Annotated in this window: 16 protein-coding genes; 13 read left to right on the plus strand and 3 right to left on the minus strand. The window is 70.0% G+C overall.

Translation table 11 applies throughout. The features are described from left to right. Positions 1 to 93: 93 nt before the first annotated feature. Positions 94 to 441, minus strand: a complete 348-nt coding sequence (locus L942_RS38170; RefSeq protein ID WP_037369729.1) for a hypothetical protein — start codon at positions 439 to 441, stop codon at positions 94 to 96. 193 nt (positions 442 to 634) lie between these two features. Here L942_RS38170 and lpdA point away from each other — a divergent pair, with 193 nt between their 5' ends. The 7 genes from lpdA to lipB all read left to right on the plus strand — a co-directional run bounded on the left by lpdA (position 635) and on the right by lipB (position 7,829). Further along, the gene (gene lpdA / locus L942_RS38175) at positions 635 to 2,008 is read left to right on the plus strand and encodes a dihydrolipoyl dehydrogenase (RefSeq protein ID WP_037369731.1); all 1,374 of its coding nucleotides are present in this window, start codon (positions 635 to 637) and stop codon (positions 2,006 to 2,008) included. Positions 2,009 to 2,063: 55 nt separating this feature from the next. After that, positions 2,064 to 3,857, plus strand: coding sequence for a 2-oxoglutarate dehydrogenase, E2 component, dihydrolipoamide succinyltransferase (gene sucB / locus L942_RS38180; protein ID WP_037369733.1), 1,794 nt, complete (start codon positions 2,064 to 2,066; stop codon positions 3,855 to 3,857). 111 nt (positions 3,858 to 3,968) lie between these two features. After that, entirely contained in the window at positions 3,969 to 5,078 is a 1,110-nt protein-coding gene (locus tag L942_RS38185; RefSeq protein WP_037369762.1) for a serine hydrolase, read from the plus strand. Positions 5,079 to 5,083: 5 nt separating this feature from the next. Continuing rightward, positions 5,084 to 5,569 carry an ArsR/SmtB family transcription factor gene (locus tag L942_RS38190; RefSeq protein WP_037369735.1) on the plus strand — a complete coding sequence of 162 codons (486 nt, stop codon included), beginning with the start codon at positions 5,084 to 5,086 and terminating at the stop codon, positions 5,567 to 5,569. A gap of 15 nt (positions 5,570 to 5,584) precedes the next feature. Then, positions 5,585 to 6,463 (plus strand): TIGR01777 family oxidoreductase, encoded by an 879-nt coding sequence (locus L942_RS38195; protein WP_037369737.1) that lies wholly within the window; start codon positions 5,585 to 5,587, stop codon positions 6,461 to 6,463. Continuing rightward, positions 6,460 to 7,089 (plus strand): phosphatase PAP2 family protein, encoded by a 630-nt coding sequence (locus tag L942_RS38200; protein ID WP_037369739.1) that lies wholly within the window; start codon positions 6,460 to 6,462, stop codon positions 7,087 to 7,089. The genes L942_RS38195 and L942_RS38200 overlap by 4 nt, the downstream gene beginning before the upstream one ends. Next, positions 7,086 to 7,829, plus strand: coding sequence for a lipoyl(octanoyl) transferase LipB (gene lipB, locus L942_RS38205; protein ID WP_037369741.1), 744 nt, complete (start codon positions 7,086 to 7,088; stop codon positions 7,827 to 7,829). The genes L942_RS38200 and lipB overlap by 4 nt, the downstream gene beginning before the upstream one ends. A gap of 195 nt (positions 7,830 to 8,024) precedes the next feature. Here lipB and L942_RS38210 read toward each other — a convergent pair whose 3' ends face one another. Both L942_RS38210 and L942_RS38215 read right to left on the minus strand, forming a co-directional pair. Further along, positions 8,025 to 8,960 (minus strand): LLM class F420-dependent oxidoreductase, encoded by a 936-nt coding sequence (locus tag L942_RS38210; RefSeq protein WP_037369744.1) that lies wholly within the window; start codon positions 8,958 to 8,960, stop codon positions 8,025 to 8,027. A 25-nt stretch (positions 8,961 to 8,985) separates the two neighbouring features. Further along, positions 8,986 to 9,606 carry a TetR/AcrR family transcriptional regulator gene (locus tag L942_RS38215; RefSeq protein ID WP_037369746.1) on the minus strand — a complete coding sequence of 207 codons (621 nt, stop codon included), beginning with the start codon at positions 9,604 to 9,606 and terminating at the stop codon, positions 8,986 to 8,988. 132 nt (positions 9,607 to 9,738) lie between these two features. On the opposite strand from L942_RS38215, the gene L942_RS38220 reads away from it, so the two are divergent. The 6 genes from L942_RS38220 (at position 9,739) to L942_RS38245 (ending at position 15,294) form a co-directional block, all read left to right on the plus strand. Next, complete coding sequence (locus L942_RS38220; RefSeq protein ID WP_037369748.1) at positions 9,739 to 10,260, plus strand: hypothetical protein; 522 nt, start codon at positions 9,739 to 9,741, stop codon at positions 10,258 to 10,260. A 19-nt stretch (positions 10,261 to 10,279) separates the two neighbouring features. Further along, entirely contained in the window at positions 10,280 to 11,224 is a 945-nt protein-coding gene (locus L942_RS38225) for an oxidoreductase (protein WP_037369750.1), read from the plus strand. Between the two features lie 30 nt (positions 11,225 to 11,254). Next, positions 11,255 to 12,256 carry a lipoyl synthase gene (gene lipA, locus L942_RS38230; protein ID WP_037369752.1) on the plus strand — a complete coding sequence of 334 codons (1,002 nt, stop codon included), beginning with the start codon at positions 11,255 to 11,257 and terminating at the stop codon, positions 12,254 to 12,256. 104 nt (positions 12,257 to 12,360) lie between these two features. Further along, positions 12,361 to 13,026: a DedA family protein gene (locus tag L942_RS38235; protein WP_037369754.1), complete on the plus strand. Its 666-nt coding sequence runs from the start codon at positions 12,361 to 12,363 to the stop codon at positions 13,024 to 13,026. Positions 13,027 to 13,091: 65 nt separating this feature from the next. Next, complete coding sequence (locus L942_RS38240) at positions 13,092 to 13,961, plus strand: patatin-like phospholipase family protein (RefSeq protein ID WP_037369756.1); 870 nt, start codon at positions 13,092 to 13,094, stop codon at positions 13,959 to 13,961. A 130-nt stretch (positions 13,962 to 14,091) separates the two neighbouring features. Further along, complete coding sequence (locus L942_RS38245) at positions 14,092 to 15,294, plus strand: L,D-transpeptidase (protein ID WP_037369759.1); 1,203 nt, start codon at positions 14,092 to 14,094, stop codon at positions 15,292 to 15,294. Positions 15,295 to 16,420 lie beyond the last annotated feature (1,126 nt).

Raw genomic sequence — 16,420 nt, forward strand, 5'->3', positions numbered from 1 at the left:
AGCACAATCAAGCTTCGGGGTGCCCCACGCCGGCCTGAGGGCGCAATGTCGCCGCCAGGCGACGAGCCGCCCCGCCGACAGCACCCACCGACCTCAACCGCCAGGACGACGCTTCTGCCGCTCGGTGTACTCGCGCATGCGCTTCGGGTAGCCGACGCGCGCGGCCTCGTACACCGGAATCGTGTGCTTGTGCCCGAACTTCTGCGCCGCGGCGAGGCTCCCGATGCGGCGGCGGGTCCATTCGCCGTCGTGCGCGACCAGCACCACAGTGGCGCCGGTCACCGTGGTCGGCGGTTCGACGTAGGCTTCCACGCCGCGCCGCGCGGCCGCCCATTCTTCGAGGTAGCGGGTGTCGGCCGAGCCGCCGGAGCGGCCCGCTCCAGCGGCCGGGCCGCGTCTGCCGCGGCGGCGCAACGAGTCGAAGATCCCCACTTCGACCACCTTTCTTCCGGCGAGAGTCCGGACTTCATTATTCCCGGGCGCGTGTGTGGCCGGTGTCGCAGCGCCGCCTTGGCCCGGCTAGGTCGCAACGCCGATCGGCGTAGTGACAAGATGGCGGTTGTCGCGCGCGCGGTTATACCGGGTGCCGCGGCGACCGAAGCTCCACCCCTATCGCTGCCGAGGAGTTATTGAAGTGAGCGACACCTCCGCCGACCTCGTGATCCTGGGAGGCGGATCGGGCGGCTACGCCGCGGCCTTCCGCGCGGCCGAGCTGGGCCTTTCCGTCACGCTGATCGAGAAGGACAAGCTGGGCGGGACCTGCCTCCACCGGGGCTGCATCCCGACCAAGGCCCTGCTGCACGCCGCCGAGGTCGCCGACGAGGCCCGCGACGCCGAGACCTTCGGCGTCAAGGCCGTGTTCGAGGGCATCGACATCGCGGGGGTGAACAAGTACAAGGACGGGATCGTCTCCCGGCTGTACAAGGGCCTCCAGGGCCTGGCCAAGGCGCACAAGGTGAACCTCGTCGAGGGCACCGGCCGGTTCCTCGGCGGCACCACCGTCGAGGTCGACGGCACGCGCTACACCGGCAAGAACGTCATCCTCGCCACCGGTTCGTACTCGCGCACCCTGCCCGGCCTCGAGCTCGGCGGCCGCATCATCGCGAGCGAGCAGGCGCTGACGCTGGACTACGTGCCGAAGAAGGTCGTCGTGCTCGGCGGCGGCGTGATCGGCGTGGAGTTCGCCAGCGTGTGGGCTTCCTTCGGGGTGGACGTCACCGTCGTCGAGGCGCTCCCGCGGCTGGTCCCGAACGAGGACGAGTTCGCCTCCAAGCAGCTCGAGCGCGCGTTCCGCCGCCGCAAGATCGCCTTCAAGACCGGCGTGAAGTTCACCGGCGCGAAGCAGGACGACAACGGCGTCAGCGTGTCGCTGGAGTCCGGCGAGACGCTGGAGGCCGACCTGCTGCTGGTCGCCGTCGGCCGCGGCCCGAACTCGGCGGGCCACGGCTACGAGGAGGCGGGCGTCAAGATCGACCGCGGCTTCGTGCTCACCGACGACCGGCTGCGCACCAATCTGCCGAACGTCTACGCGGTCGGCGACATCGTGCCGGGCCTGCAGCTCGCGCACCGCGGCTTCCAGCAGGGCATCTTCGTGGCCGAGGAGATCGCCGGGCTGAACCCGCGCGCCATCGACGAGCGCGGCATCCCGCGCGTCACCTACTCGCACCCCGAGGTCGCCTCGGTCGGGCTCACCGAGTCCCAGGCCAAGGAGAAGTACGGCTCGGACGTCACCACGTTCACCTACGACCTCGGCGGCAACGGCAAGAGCCAGATCCTCAAGACCTCCGGCGGCGTGAAGCTGGTGAAGGCGCCGGACGGCCCCGTCGTCGGCGTGCACATGGTCGGCGACCGGGTCGGCGAGCTGATCGGCGAAGCGCAGCTGATCTACAGCTGGGAGGCGTTCCCGGAGGACGTCGCCCCGCTGATCCACGCGCACCCCACGCAGACCGAGGCACTCGGCGAAGCGTTCCTCGCCCTCGCGGGCAAGCCGCTGCACGTGCACAGCTGACGCGCAACCAGCACAATCCAGACCACGTCTTAGCGATCAAGGGAGCCAGCGAACAATGGCCTACTCCGTCACGCTGCCGGAGCTCGGCGAGAGCGTCACCGAGGGAACCGTCACCCGGTGGTTGAAGCAGGAGGGCGACACCGTCGAGGTCGACGAGCCGTTGCTCGAGATCTCGACCGACAAGGTCGACACCGAAGTACCGTCGCCGGTGGCCGGCACGGTCGTGAAGATCAGCGCCAAGGAAGACGACACCGTCGAGGTCGGCGGCGAGCTGGCGGTGATCGACGACGGCACCGGCGGCGTGCCCGAGTCCTCCGCTCCGGCCCAGCAGGCCGAGCCGGAGCCCGCCCCGCAGCAGCAGGAAGCCCCGGCCGCGGCGCAGTCCTCCGCGCCGGCGGAATCCGCGCCGTCGCAGCCGGACACCGCTCCGGCCGCGGGCGGTTCGGGCACCGAGGTGAAGCTGCCCGAGCTGGGCGAGAGCGTCACCGAGGGCACTGTGACCCGCTGGCTGAAGCAGGTCGGCGAGACCGTCGAGGTCGACGAGCCGCTGCTCGAGATCTCCACCGACAAGGTCGACACCGAGGTCCCGTCGCCGGTCGCCGGCACCGTGCTGGAGATCCGCGCGGGCGAGGACGAGACCGTCGAGGTCGGCGGAGTGCTCGCGGTGATCGGCGACGCGGGGGCCGCCCCGGCCGCCGCTCCGGCGCAGGAAAGCAAGCCCGCTCCGGAACCCGAGCCGGCTCCGGCCCCGGTCCAGGAGAGCAAGCCCGCCCCGGCCCCGGCGGCCCCGGCCCCCGCGCCCGCCGCTGCGGCCCCGGCTCCGGCGGCTCCGGCGCAGGAGAGCAAGCCCGCTCCGGCCGCGCAGGCCCCGGCGGACAACGGCTCCGCGGACGGCCCGTACGTCACGCCGCTGGTGCGCAAGCTCGCCTCCGAGCACGGCATCGACCTCGCGTCGCTGACCGGCAGCGGAGTCGGCGGCCGCATCCGCAAGCAGGACGTGCTGGCCGCGGCCGAGGCCAAGCAGAAGGCGGCGCCGGCTCCGGCCCCCGCCGCGTCGGCTCCGGCCGCTCCGGCCGCCGCCGCTCCGTCGGCGCCGCGTGCCGCGGTCTCGCCGGAGGTCGCCGCGCTGCGCGGCACCGTGCAGAAGGCGAGCCGGATCCGGCAGATCACCGCCACCAAGACCCGCGAGTCGCTGCAGGTTTCCGCGCAGCTCACGCAGGTGCACGAGGTGGACGTCACCAAGATCGCCAAGCTGCGCCAGCGCGCGAAGGCGGCGTTCAAGGAGCGCGAGGGCGTCAACCTCACGTTCCTGCCGTTCTTCGCCAAGGCGACGGTCGAGGCGCTCAAGCAGCACCCGAACGTCAACGCGTCCTACAACGAGGACACGAAGGAGATCACCTACCACGGCGCCGTGCACCTGGGCATCGCGGTGGACACCGAGCGCGGCCTGCTCTCGGTCGTGATCCACGACGCGGGCGAGCTGAGCCTCGCCGGTCTCGCGCACCGCATCGCCGACCTGGCGGCGCGGGCCCGGGCCAACCAGATCAAGCCGGACGAGCTGACCGGCGGCACCTTCACCATCACGAACATCGGCTCCAACGGGGCCCTGTTCGACACGCCGATCATCGTGCAGCCGCAGTCCGGCATGCTCGGCACCGGCGCCGTGGTGAAGCGCCCGGTCGTGGTGAGCGACGCCGACGGCAACGACACCATCGCGGTCCGCTCGATGGCGTACCTGCCGCTGACCTACGACCACCGCCTGGTCGACGGCGCCGACGCCGGCCGCTTCCTGACGACGATCAAGCAGCGGCTGGAAGAGGGCAACTTCGAGGACGAACTGGGGCTTTGATCCGGTAACTCCTCGGCCGAAGGCCCCGCACCCGGTCCGGGTGCGGGGCCTTCGCCGTTTCCGACCTTCGGCTAATCCGAAACTCCGGAATACCGGAGTATGGTCTTCGGCATGCTCACTCGACGAAGCTTGCTCACGTCGGTCGCAGCAGCGGGGGCCGCCACGTTCGTCACGCCCTCGCTCGCGCTGGCCGCTCCCCCGGGCCAATCCACTCCCGACGGCTGGCTCGCCCGGCTCGCCGCGCACCGGGCCGACGTTTCGGCGGTGTTCTCCGACGGCACCGGCCGCCGGTTCGGCCATCTCCCGGACCGCTCGCTCACCATCGCGTCCGCGATCAAGGCGGTGCATCTGCTCGCCTACACCACCGCGGTCGCACAAGGACGGCTCGATCCGGCCGAACAGGTACGCGTCGGGGATTGGGATGCCCGGCATCCGTATGTCGGCGACGGCCCGGTCGGTGCGGGCAGCCATCTGAACGCGTTGACCTACCTGGGTATCCCGTGCGACGAGCACGGCGTCGCGAAGGACCCGGAGCGACGCGTGCCGCTGCGGAACATCGCCGAAACGATGATCTTCTTCAGCGACAACGCCGCCGCCGACTACCTGCGCGCCCGGCTCGGCGACGGGGCGCTGCGGGCGGCTGCGGCGCGCGGCGGCTGGTCGCGACCAGACGTCCGGATGTTCGGCGGCGAGGTCTTGCTGCTGCTCTTCCCCGAGTACTGCCCGCCGCCGGGCAGCCCGGCTGTGGTGCGTCGCGCGGCGGGAGACGCGCTGTCGAACCGGTTCGCATGCGACCCGTCATTCCGCGCCCAAGTGCTCCCCCGGGCCGCTGAAAAACCGCCCTCCACCGAGGCGATCACGGCGTGGTCCGCGACGACCGGCCACGGCAGCGCCGCGCAACTGTTCGGGTTGCACCACGAGATCGCCACGAGCCGCGACCGTGCGGCCGTCCTCGCGCAGCAGATCCTCGGCACGCCACTCGCGGCGAAACGACCGCCTGGCTCCAAAGCCTTGCTGTACAAGGGCGGAAACCTTCCTGGTTACCTCGTGCTCGGCTTCGACGTGCTCTGGCCGGACCGCCGTCCCGGCACCAGCACGATCTTCCTGAAGAACTCCACTCAACAGGATCTGCAGCACGCCCCGGTGCTGATGCGGCTGTGCGTCGACGCGCTGTACCTCCCGGACACCTTCGCGGCTCTGGAGCGTGCGCTGGGACACTGACCCGCATGACCGAAGACCTCGCTGAGCGCGTCGCGGCGCTCGAACGCCGGATGGCCGCACTGGAGGGGCGGCCATCCGAGCCCGTTCCGGACAGTCCGCGGGGGATGGTCGGCTATCAGGGTGAATTGACCGATCCCGAGCTGCGCTGGGAAATCCGACTGGCGACCCCGGCGGTGCTGTCCCTGCCGGACGGGCCGCGCGCCGAGGTGCTGGCCGCGCTGGCGAACCCGGACCGGATCGCGCTCGTCCGGCTGCTCGCCCGCGACGGTGCGCAAACCGGCGCGGCGCTGCAGGAAGCCGCCGAACTCAGCTCGCCGGGCCGGCTCTACCACCACCTCAAGGCGCTCACCGCGGCCGGACTCGTCGAGCAGGACCGGCGCGGCAGCTACCGGCTCAAGCCGTCCGCCGCGATTCCCGCGCTGGTGCTGCTGACCGCCGCCTCGGACGTCGCCGGTCAGCTCCGCCCGGGTGTGCGCGAGCCGGGCCGATAGGACACGATCAGAGGCATGCGGGTACTCATCGCGGGCTCCGGCGGTTTCCTCGGCACCGCATTGACCGGACGGCTGCGCGAATCCGGGCACGAAGTGCGCCGGCTGGTGCGGCGCACCGCGCGGGCGGAGGACGAGAGCGGCTGGGACCCGCCGTCGGGCCGGATCGACGACGGCGCGTTCGACGGCATCGACGCGGTGGTGAACCTGTGTGGCGCGCCCCTGCTGCCCGGGCGCTGGAGCGGAATGCGCAAGCAGCAGCTGCTCGACAGCCGCGTGGAGCCGACCGAAGTGCTCGCCGAAGCGGTGGCGGAGCACGGCATCGGAGTGCTGGTGAACGCTTCCGCGGTGGGCTACTACGGCAACACCGGGTCCACTGTGGTCGATGAGAACACCAAGGCTGGCAACGGTTTTCTCGCCGAGATGTGCGTCGAGTGGGAGAACGCGACCGCCGCGGCGGCGAACGCCCGAGTGGTGTCGGTGCGCACCGGTCTCGTCCTGGCCCGCCGCGGCGGCCTGCTCGACGTGCTGCGCCCGCTGTTCCGCTTCGCGCTCGGCGGACGGCTCGGCGACGGCAGCCAGTTCATGCCGTGGATCGCGCTGGAGGACGAGATCGGCGCCCTCCTGCACATCCTGGAGCACGATTCGCTGTCCGGACCGGTCAACCTCACCGGCCCGATCCCGGTCACCAACGCCGAGTTCACCCGCGCCCTCGGCCACGCCGTGCACCGGCCCGCGCCGTGGTGGGTGCCGGGGATCGCGATGAAGATCGCCCTCGGCCAGGCCGCCGAAGAGATGGCGTTGTTCGGGCAGCGCGCGGTGCCGCGGAAGCTGGAGGCGAGCGGGTACGAATTCCGGCACCGTACCGTCGACAGCGCGCTCGCCGCGGCGACGTGACGATGCCGCGCGTCCGATGGATCGTCACTGGCGTCGTGCTGTTCGCCGCGTTCCTCTGGCTCGGCTTGCTGGTGGACCGGCAGCCGCTGCAGCTCGACCTCGAGGTCGCCACGGCGTTGCGCGGGCAGGACGCGCGCCCGGCCGGCGAGATCGCGGGCGTGGTGACGAACGTCCTCGGCCCCGTGCTGCCGTATGTGCTCGGCGTGGTGCTGCTGGCGATCGTGCTGCGGGACCGGTCGCGGTTTTCCCTGTGCGTACGGCTCGCCGCCGTGCTGGTGCTGTGCCGGCTGACGAGCCTGGCGTTCAAACCGGTGTTCCAGCGGCAGCGCCCGCGCGTGTATCCGGATCTGAGCTATCCCAGCGGCCACGTCGTTTCCGTGGCGGCGACCAGCCTGGTCGCGGTCCTGCTCTGCGCCTGGCTCCGGCCGCGGTTCGTGCGGTGGGCGATCTGGGTCTCCGCCGTCGCGACCGTGCTGGCCGCGGCCTGCCGGATCGTGCTCGGCGTGCACTGGGTCACCGACACGGTCGGGGCTGTGCTCGCGGTGCTCGGCGTGGGCCTGGTGTCAGCGACCGCACTCCGGCTGATTCCCTTCCCGGCGCGCGAAAGGCGTAGCCTCGACGGGTGAGTTCTTCGAGCGCAAGCTGCCGGATCGCCACCGCTCCCCTCGTCGTGCGCGAGATCGGGACGATCGACTACACCGAGGCCTGGGACCTGCAGCGGGAGATCCTCGCCGCGCGGGCGGACGAAACCGGGCCGGACACGATGCTGCTGCTGGAGCACCCGTCGGTCTACACCGCGGGCAAGCGCACCGAACCCGAGGACCGGCCCGCCGACGGCACCCCGGTGATCGACGTCGACCGCGGCGGCAAGATCACCTGGCACGGCCCCGGCCAGCTGGTCGGCTACCCGATCCTGAAGCTCGCCGACCCGATCGACGTCATGCACTACGTGCGCCGCCTGGAAGAGGCGCTGATCGCGGTGTGCGACCGGTTCGGCGTGCGCAGCGGCCGCGTCGAGGGCCGCAGCGGCGTGTGGATCCCGGCCGACGACCGCGGCATCGAACGCAAGATCGCCGCGATCGGCATCCGCGTCCAGCGCGGCGTGACGATGCACGGGTTCGAGCTGAACTGCAACGCCGACCTGGCCGCGTTCGACAACATCGTGCCGTGCGGCATCCGCGACGCGGGCACCACGTCGCTGTCCTGGGAACTGCAGCGCGACGTCCCGGTTTCCGAGGTGCTGCCGGTCGCGAAGGAACTGGTGCTCGCCGCCCTCGAAGGCGAACTCCCGGTGAGCGACGACCGCTGGCTGCCGCGCCCGGAAGCCCCGAAGGCCCCCGGCGTCACCTTCGCCCTGCAGAACTGAGCGGCCCGTCCACGACGACAGGCGGCCAGACCCACGCACCAGGGCGCCAGCCCCCACCCTGCACCCCGATACGAAGCCAAAAACACGGGTCGAGGGTGCTTGTCAAGGCATCTTTCCCGCCTTGACAAGCACCCTCGACCCGTAGTCACAATCAGCTTCGGGGTGCCCCACCGCACCGGGCCCACCGCGGCCCCGTCAATCCAGCTGCGGAGCAACCTCCGACGCCACGAACTCGATGTGGTCGAGGTCGGAGAGGTCGAGCACCTGCAGGTACAGCCGGGTGATCCCGGTCTTCTCCCGCCACTGCCCGATCCGGTCCACGATCTCCGCCGCGGTTCCGGCCAGCCCGTTGGCGCGCAGTTCGTCCACCTCGCGCCCGATCGCGGCGGCCCGGCGCGCGACCTCGGCCTCGTCCCGGCCGGCCGCGAGCACGAGCGCGACCGAACGCAGGATTTCCTTGGGGTCGCGGCCGATCGCCTCCGCCGCCGCGTCGACGCGCTGGAACTGCGCGAGCGCGGTGTCCGCGTCGACGAACGGCAGGTTGAACTCGTCGGCGTACTGCGCGGCCAGCGCCGGGGTGCGCTTCTTGCCGCCGCCGCCGATGATCACCGGCGGCGCGGGCGACTGCGCGGGCTTCGGCAGCGCGGGCGAGTCGGCGAGCGTGTAGTACTCGCCGGAGTAGGAGAACTTCTCCCCCACCGGCGTCTTCCACAGGCCGGTGATCACCGCGAGCTGCTCGGCGTAGCGGTCGAAACGCTCCTTGAGCGGCGGCAGGGTGAGGCCGTAGGCGGTGTGCTCGTCGTCGTACCAGCCGGTGCCGAGGCCGAATTCCACGCGCCCGCCGGACATCTGGTCCACCTGCGCGACGGAGATCGCGAGCGGGCCGGGATGGCGGAAGGTGGCCGCGGTGACGAGCGTGCCGAGCCGGACCCGTTCGGTCTCGCGGGCGAGGCCGGCGAGGGTGATCCACGCGTCGGTCGGCCCGGGAAGGCCGTCCGCGCTGCCCATCTTGAGGTAGTGGTCGCTGCGGAAGAACGCGTCGTATCCCGCGGCTTCGGTGGTCCGCGCGACCCGCAGCAGGTCGTCGTAGCTCGCCCCCTGCTGGGGTTCGGTGAAGATCCTCAAGTCCATGTCCGCCAGCCTATCGGCGGATCGGTCAGCCCGCGGCGGGCCGCTCCTGCTCTCCGGCCGGACGGCGCAGCCGGGACAGCATCCGCGTGATGACGTCCTCGATCTCGGCCCCGACCTTCTTCGGGTCGGCCGCGCCGGCGATCTCGGTGGCCGCGCTCGACAGCGCTCCGAACAGCAGCCGCGCGGTGAGGTCGACCGGCACCGGCTCCACCTCGCCCGCGTCGACGAGCAGTTGGAGCCCGGATCGCACGAGCCCGAAGCTCGACTGCTCCTCGGCCTCGCGCCAGCGTTCCCAGCCCATCACGACCGGTCCCTCGTGGATGGCGATCCGCTGATACGACGGGTCGAGGCAACTGCGGATGAACGCCTGCAGCCCGCTCATCGCGCGCTCCCACGGCTCGCCCTCGCCGGTCATGATCTTGTGCAGCCGGTCGTAGACCAGGCTCTCCACCTGTTCGAACGCGGCCTCGAAGAGTGCCTGCTTCCCGCTGAAATGGTGGTACAGCGCGCCTTTCGTGACGCGGGCGCGCTTGGCCACCTCGTCGAGCGAGGTGCCCGCGTATCCGCGTTTCGTGAACAGTTCGACCGCGCTGTCGACCAGGGCGGATCGGGTCGACTCGGAGTAGTCGAGTCGTCGGGACCTCATTGTCGGCACGCTCACAACCTTACGCCGGGGGTCGCCGGACCATACCCGTGGTATGTTGGCTGCGTCAGGTCCGTACCGGGAGTATGCCGCAGACCGGCAGTATGACCCGGGTCACGGAAGGGGAGCCACACCATGAGCTGGACCGACTTCTACCGGCGGCGAGAGATCCTCGATGCCGCTGTCCGCCAGGCGCGGCGTGCACCGCAAGCACCGCTGTCGCTGGCCGAAATCCCGGGTGCCGCCGAAGAGTTCGGCACCGAAGAGAACCTGTTGCTGGCCCTGCAGTACAAGTGGACGCAGCTGCTGAGCGGCTACCTGCGCGCCGAGTTCGCCGACCCCGACGAGGCGGACTTGCCCGGCGACCAGGTGGACGCGGTCACCCGTGCGTGGCGGCAGGCACAGCACGACTACGAAGACCTCCGGGCGGTGCTGGACGGCGCGCTCGAGCGCTGCCCGGCGCTGGAACCGCTGCACCGCACCGAACTGCACATGCTGGCGCTCACCGCGGGCCTCGCCGAACCGGACGAACCCGCCGACGAGATCGTCAAGGTCGGGCGGACGCTCGACGCGCTGATCCGCGCCGGCGATGCCGCCCCGGTCCGCAAGCGCGGCCCGGTCGGGCATCTGATGCGCCTGCTCGCGCCGAGTGCGTGACGTGTAGTTAGCTGACCCGATGAACGAACGCTGGACCGAGGCCCGGATGCCCGACCAGAGCGGCCGGACCGTCCTGATCACCGGAGCGAATTCCGGACTCGGCCTGCGTTCGGCGGAAGTCCTCGCCGCGCACGGCGCGCGCGTGCTGCTCGGCTGCCGCTCGCCGGAACGCGGCGAGACCGCGCTCGAGCGGGTCCGCGCCGCGGCTTCCGGCGCCAAACCCGAACTCGTCCAGCTGGACCTCGCCGATCTGGCGTCCGTCCGCGAAGCCGCCGCCAAGGTGCGCGAACTCACCGGCGACGCGCTGGACGTGCTGATGAACAACGCCGGCGTGATGGCCACCGCACAAGGCCGCACCGCCGACGGTTTCGAGCTGCAATTCGGCACGAACCACCTCGGACACGCCGCGCTGACGTGGCTGCTGATGCCCGCCCTGCGCGGCGCCCCCGCGGGCCGCGTCGTCACGCTGTCCAGTGTCGCCGCCGTCGGCGCGCACCTGCACTTGGACGACCCGAACGCCGAACGCCGCCCATACCGCGCGGCAGCCGCGTACGGGCAAGCGAAACTGGCGAATCAGACCTTCGGCATCGAACTGGACCGACGCCTCCGCGCGGCGGGTTCCACGGTGCTCAGCGTGCTCGCCCACCCCGGCTACAGCGCGACCGGCCTGACCACGAACATGGCCAGCTCGTACCGGAATCCCGTGCTCCGCACCGCGCTCCGGGAAATCGGCAAGCTCGGCGGAATGCTGCTGGCCCAACGCGTCGAGCAGGGCGCGCTGCCGCAGCTGTACGCCGCGACCGCCCCGGACGTCCAAGGCGGCGACTACCTCGGACCGGCTTTCGCCGTCCGCGGCCGCCCGGCGAAGGTGCGCACCCTCGGCCCGGCCCGGAATCCGGAGGCCGGGACCAGATTGTGGGAGCTGACCGCCGAGCTGACCGGCATCACTCCCGATCCGAGCTGAGGCCCTTTTCCCGGGCGTAGGGTGGAGCCCGTGAGTGCTGCACCGGAGGGGCGGAAGTTGTTGCGGCTTGAGGTGCGCAACAGTGAGACGCCGATCGAGAAGAAGCCGTCGTGGATCAAGACGCGGGTGCGGATGGGTCCGGAGTTCACTGAACTCAAGGGCCTGGTGCGCCGCGAAGGCCTGCACACGGTGTGTGAAGAGGCGGGTTGTCCCAACATTTACGAGTGCTGGGAGGACCGCGAGGCGACGTTCTTGATCGGCGGTGACCAGTGCACGCGGCGGTGTGATTTCTGTCAGATCGACACGGGCAAGCCTGCCGCGTTGGATCGGACGGAGCCGCGGAAGGTCGCCGAGAGCGTGCAGGCGATGGGGTTGCGGTATTCGACGATCACCGGTGTCGCCCGGGACGATCTCGCCGACGGCGGTGCGTGGCTGTATGCGGAGACGGTGCGGCAGATTCACGCGTTGAACCCGGGCACGGGTGTGGAGTTGCTGATTCCGGATTTCAATGCGGAGCCGGAGCAGCTGGCGGAGGTGTTCGGGTCGCGTCCGGAGGTGCTGGCGCACAATGTGGAGACGGTGCCGCGGATTTTCAAGCGGATCCGTCCCGGGTTCCGGTATGCGCGGTCGCTGGATGTGCTGACGCAGGCGCGTGCGGCGGGGTTGGTGACGAAGTCGAACCTGATCCTGGGGATGGGCGAGACTCCCGAGGAGGTCGGGGTCGCGTTGCGGGACCTGTTCGACGCGGGGTGCGAGATCATCACGATCACTCAGTACTTGCGTCCGTCGCCGCGGCATCATCCGGTGGACCGGTGGGTCAAGCCGGAGGAGTTCGTGGAGCACGCGAAAACCGCGGAGGCGATCGGGTTCCCGGGTGTGATGGCGGGGCCGTTGGTGCGGTCGTCGTATCGCGCGGGCCGGTTGTACGCGCAGACCAAGGCCCACCGGGGCGAGGAATTGCCGGAGAACCTCGCCCACCTCGCCGCCGAAGGACCGGCGGCACAAGAAGCCAGCAGCCTGCTGTCCCGCTGAAGCCGTTTTCGCTGAGGGGTCCCGGTTACGCACCGGGACCCCTCAGTCGTCTCCGGGTCCCCTGAACGTGGCCCTCAATTCCCAAGAATCAGTAAAGTGATGGTGTGGCTTTAGTAACGGACATCCTCGACTGGTTGCAGGCACTCCCCCAACCGGGTCTCGTCGCGGCGGCAGGCGGGCTCGTGCTGGCCGAGTGCACGATCGGTCTCGGCTTCATCGCCCCGGGCGAGTCGGGCCTGCTGATCGCGGCGACCACGGCGACGTCCGTGCCCCGCTTCCTGACGCTGTGGGCGGTGGTGACCGTCTGCGCGGCGCTGGGCGATTCGATCGGCTACGCCCTCGGCCGGAAGTTCGGGCCGAGGCTTCGGGACACGAAGCTCATCCGCAAATACGGCCTGGACGCCTGGGACAAGGCCACCGGCGTCCTCGAACGCCGCGGCGCGTGGGCGGTGTTCTTCGCGCGATTCCTGCCCGTGCTGCGCACCCTGACGCCGGCCGCCGCGGGAACGTCGAATCTGCCGTTCCGCAAATTCCTTCCCGCGACCACCGCCGGGGCGCTCTGCTGGTCGCTGGTGCACATCAGCCTCGGCGCGGCGCTGGGCGAGGCGGCCAAGCAGGTCGAGAGCGCGATGAACACCGGATTCCTCGTGGTGGCCGCGCTGGTGGTCGGGGTGCTCGTGTTTTTCTTGCTGCGCCTGAAGAAACGCAAGGCGCTGGGCGTGTCCGGCCCCGCCGAATCGCCGGAAGAGCCCGCCCGTACCGGAGACTGACCCAGCGACCTAACTCACCCGAAGTCACCCGCCCGGGAACCGTCCGGCTGATTAGATTCGACCGTATGCAGGCACTAGACCTCCCGAAGCCGGTCGCGTTCGTCCTCGGCGGGGGCGGCAGCCTCGGCGCGCTTCAGGTGGGGATGCTGCAGGCCCTCGACGAAGCGGGCATCACGCCGGACCTGGCGGTCGGGACATCCGTCGGCTCGCTGAACGCCGCGGTGCTCTCCCTGGCCGGCGACGACCGGCTCCAGCGGCTCCGCGACATCTGGGCGCACATGACGAAAGCCGAGGCCTTCCCGGGCGGCGTGTTCAGCCAGGTCCGGACGCTCCGGCACAGCAAAACCCACCTGTTCCCGAACACCGGCCTCGCCAAGATCATCGACGACCACCTCGGCGCCGGCCGCCGGTTCGAGGACCTGGCGATGCCGCTGGGCGTCGTCACCACCGACGTCGACACCGCCGAGCCGGTCCTGCTCACCTCCGGCCCGCTGCAGGCACCGCTCCTGGCGAGCTGCGCGATCCCCGGCATCTACCCGCCGGTGCCGCACGAAGACCGCCTCCTCTACGACGGCGGCCTGGTCGCGAACGTCCCGATGCGCCAGGCGTTGCGCATGGGCGCGAAATCGCTGGTCGTCCTGGACTGCGCGTTTCCCGGCAAAATGCCCGGCGCGCCCCGGACGTTCGCCGAGGTGCTGATGTTCACCGCGATGATCAGCATGCGCAACCAGGCCGTCCTGGAAGCGCCGGTCGCCGCCCGGTCAGTGCCGGTCGTCTACCTGCCCGGCCCGGCTCCGGTCCGGGTGAGCCCGCTGGACTTCTCGCGCACCGACGATCTGGCGTCGCAGGCGTACCAGTCCGCCCGGGACTACCTGAAAGAACTGACCGTCGACGGGCCCGGCCTGTACGGAGCGCCCGGATTGCTGCGCCCCTGATCCGGTCCGGCGGAATCGCGATCGTGATCCGCGTCACCCCAATGCACCGATCCGCCGGTCGGGGCGTCTTTCCGATCGCGTAGTTTTGCAGTTGAACCTGCCGGTCCTGGACCCTCACAAAAGAGACATAATGTTCCCGAAGAAGACATTTTTTCCGGTCGCCGGAATTCTCGCGGCGACCTTGCTGCTTTCCGCCTGTTCCTCCGGGGACGGCGGCAGCGACGCCGGCACGCCTGGTGGTCCGGGCGGGTCGAGCCAGACCGCGACACCGGCTTCGGTGTCGATCGAACCGGCCAACGCGTCCGGGATCAGCCCGAGCACGCCGATCGTCGTGAAGGCGGCGAACGGGAAGCTCACGGACGTCACGGTCACGAGTTCCAAAGGCAAAACCGTCGCGGGCGAATTCTCTCCGGACAAGCTCAGCTGGACGACCACCGAGGTCCTCGGCTACGGCGGCACCTACCAGGTGAAGGCGCATGCCCAAGGCGCGGACGGGAAATCCGTCGAACAGCAAGGCCAGGTGACCACGCTGTCGCCGAAGAAGCAGGCGAACGCGAACCTGATCCCGGCCCCGAACGCAGTGAAGAGCACCGGCGTCGGCGTGGGGCAGCCGATCGTGTTCAGCTTCGGCGTCGCGGTGAAGAACAAGGCCGCCGTGGAGAAGGCGCTGACGGTCGAGTCGTCGCCGAAGCAGGACGGCAGCTGGTACTGGATGGACGACAAGAACGTCCACTACCGGCCGAAGGAATACTGGAAGCCGGGCACCACGCTGACGGTCACCGCTAAGATTTACGGCGTCGATTTCGGAAATGGCGTCTACGGAGCGGACGATCGCACCGAAACGTACAAGGTGCACGATTCGTGGATCGCGAAAGCCGACGGCAACAGCGAGCAGATGCAGATCTTCCACAACGGTTCGATGGTGAAGTCGATGCCGATCTCGATGGGCAAGGACGCGACTCCCACCCACCTCGGCCCGCACGTCATCTCGGACAAGCAGGCGAACTACATCATGGACTCCTGCACGTACGGCGTCTGCCCGCCGGACCCGAAGGCGTACCGCTCGAACGAGAAGTTCTCCGAACGCATCTCGAACGACGGCGAGTTCGTCCACGAGAACCCGAACAGTGTCGGGCAACAGGGCAACTCGAACGTCTCGCACGGCTGCATCAACCTGAACGCCGCCAACGCGGAGTGGTTCTTCAACAACTTCGGCCTCGGAGACGTCGTAGAGGTCACCAACTCGGGTGGCCCGCAGCTCCCGGTGTGGGACCTGTACGGCGACTGGTCCAAGTCCTGGACCGACTGGCAGAAGGGCTCGGCCCTGAAGTAAGGCCAGCCGGCCAAGGCTGAGACCAGGTTTGAGGCTGGATTCGGCGGAACGGTTCGACAGGGAAGGGTGCCGGAGCTTCGCGCTCCGGCACCCTTTTTCGTTGCCTGGAACAGAATAGGCGGCTGCGGGACTGATGCCGGTTGCCCTGGTGCGTGGTGCGTGGTGCGTGGTGCGTGGTGCGTGGTGCGTGGTGCGTGGAGACGAAATCTGCCCGCTGACCGCTGTTCCAGTGCTGCTGACTGCATCTCATTACCGCAGAGCACTCCGCGTACGAGACCGCGGTCTGGGCTGGGCGTCTTCGCCTCTGCCCGGCCTGTTGCTGCGACAGCAGCTCGCCGCCTCACGGTCCCGTCCAGCGTTGCGGCTCAAGCCCATCACCTCACCCGCGCCGTCCCGCGCCGTGACTGAGCCCCGTCACCTCACGCTTCCTGCCCGTGTGGTGACTGAACCCCGTCACCTCACGTGGCGCATCCCGTGGTTACGGCTCGGCCCCATCGCCGCGCATAGCCCATTCCGTCCTCCTGCTATGCCGATCGTCGCGCCGTAACCATTCCGCACTGCGCCTGAGACTGATCGCCACATATCTCCCATCCCACGCTTCGGCTGTACCCGATAGCCGCACGCGGTCCATCCCGCACTGTGGCTGAGCCCATCGCCGCGCATAGTCCGTGCTGCGCTGTGGCTGGGGCCTATTGCCTCGCGCCCGCCCGGCCCTCACCGCGGCCGTGACGCATCACATCCCGGCCCGGTCCGCGCTGAGGCTGCACCTCGTTGCCTCGCGCGTTTGCTCACCCGGCGGCCGCGCCTCACCTCTGGCGCGCCGGACGACGTTCCCCTCGCATCGCCTCTCAGGTGCCGGCGCTGCTGGTTAAGTTCTGCTCGAGCTGCGTCGAGCCCGTCCGCGTCCGCGGCGGTTGCCGTGTCTCACGGTGCCTCGAGGCGGGATCTTGGGATATGACGAGGGCCCGGTCCCCCGTGGCGGGGGTTCCGGGCCCGTGAAACGAGTCTGGGCCCCGGGAGAACCACCAGAAGGGGTTCTCGGACCGGGGCCCAGACCTGAAGCAAGTTCGGCGGTGTCCTACTCTCCCACAACCCTTCGGTTGCAGTACCATCGGCGCAGTCAGGC

Origin of the sequence: Amycolatopsis orientalis DSM 43388, from assembly GCF_000411975.1 — a bacterium.
Classification (GTDB): Bacteria; Actinomycetota; Actinomycetes; order Mycobacteriales; family Pseudonocardiaceae; genus Amycolatopsis; species Amycolatopsis orientalis_D.

Excerpts from the sequence above, each read along its gene's own strand:
- sucB (WP_037369733.1), top strand. The coding sequence starts at position 2,064 with ATGGCCTACTCCGTCACGCTGCCGGAGCTCGGCGAGAGCGTCACCGAG.
- L942_RS38185 (WP_037369762.1), top strand. The coding sequence starts at position 3,969 with ATGCTCACTCGACGAAGCTTGCTCACGTCGGTCGCAGCAGCGGGGGCC.
- L942_RS38190 (WP_037369735.1), top strand. The coding sequence starts at position 5,084 with ATGACCGAAGACCTCGCTGAGCGCGTCGCGGCGCTCGAACGCCGGATG.
- L942_RS38195 (WP_037369737.1), top strand. The coding sequence starts at position 5,585 with ATGCGGGTACTCATCGCGGGCTCCGGCGGTTTCCTCGGCACCGCATTG.
- L942_RS38210 (WP_037369744.1), bottom strand. The coding sequence starts at position 8,960 with ATGGACTTGAGGATCTTCACCGAACCCCAGCAGGGGGCGAGCTACGAC.
- L942_RS38215 (WP_037369746.1), bottom strand. The coding sequence starts at position 9,606 with ATGAGGTCCCGACGACTCGACTACTCCGAGTCGACCCGATCCGCCCTG.
- L942_RS38220 (WP_037369748.1), top strand. The coding sequence starts at position 9,739 with ATGAGCTGGACCGACTTCTACCGGCGGCGAGAGATCCTCGATGCCGCT.
- L942_RS38225 (WP_037369750.1), top strand. The coding sequence starts at position 10,280 with ATGAACGAACGCTGGACCGAGGCCCGGATGCCCGACCAGAGCGGCCGG.
- L942_RS38240 (WP_037369756.1), top strand. The coding sequence starts at position 13,092 with ATGCAGGCACTAGACCTCCCGAAGCCGGTCGCGTTCGTCCTCGGCGGG.
- L942_RS38245 (WP_037369759.1), top strand. The coding sequence starts at position 14,092 with ATGTTCCCGAAGAAGACATTTTTTCCGGTCGCCGGAATTCTCGCGGCG.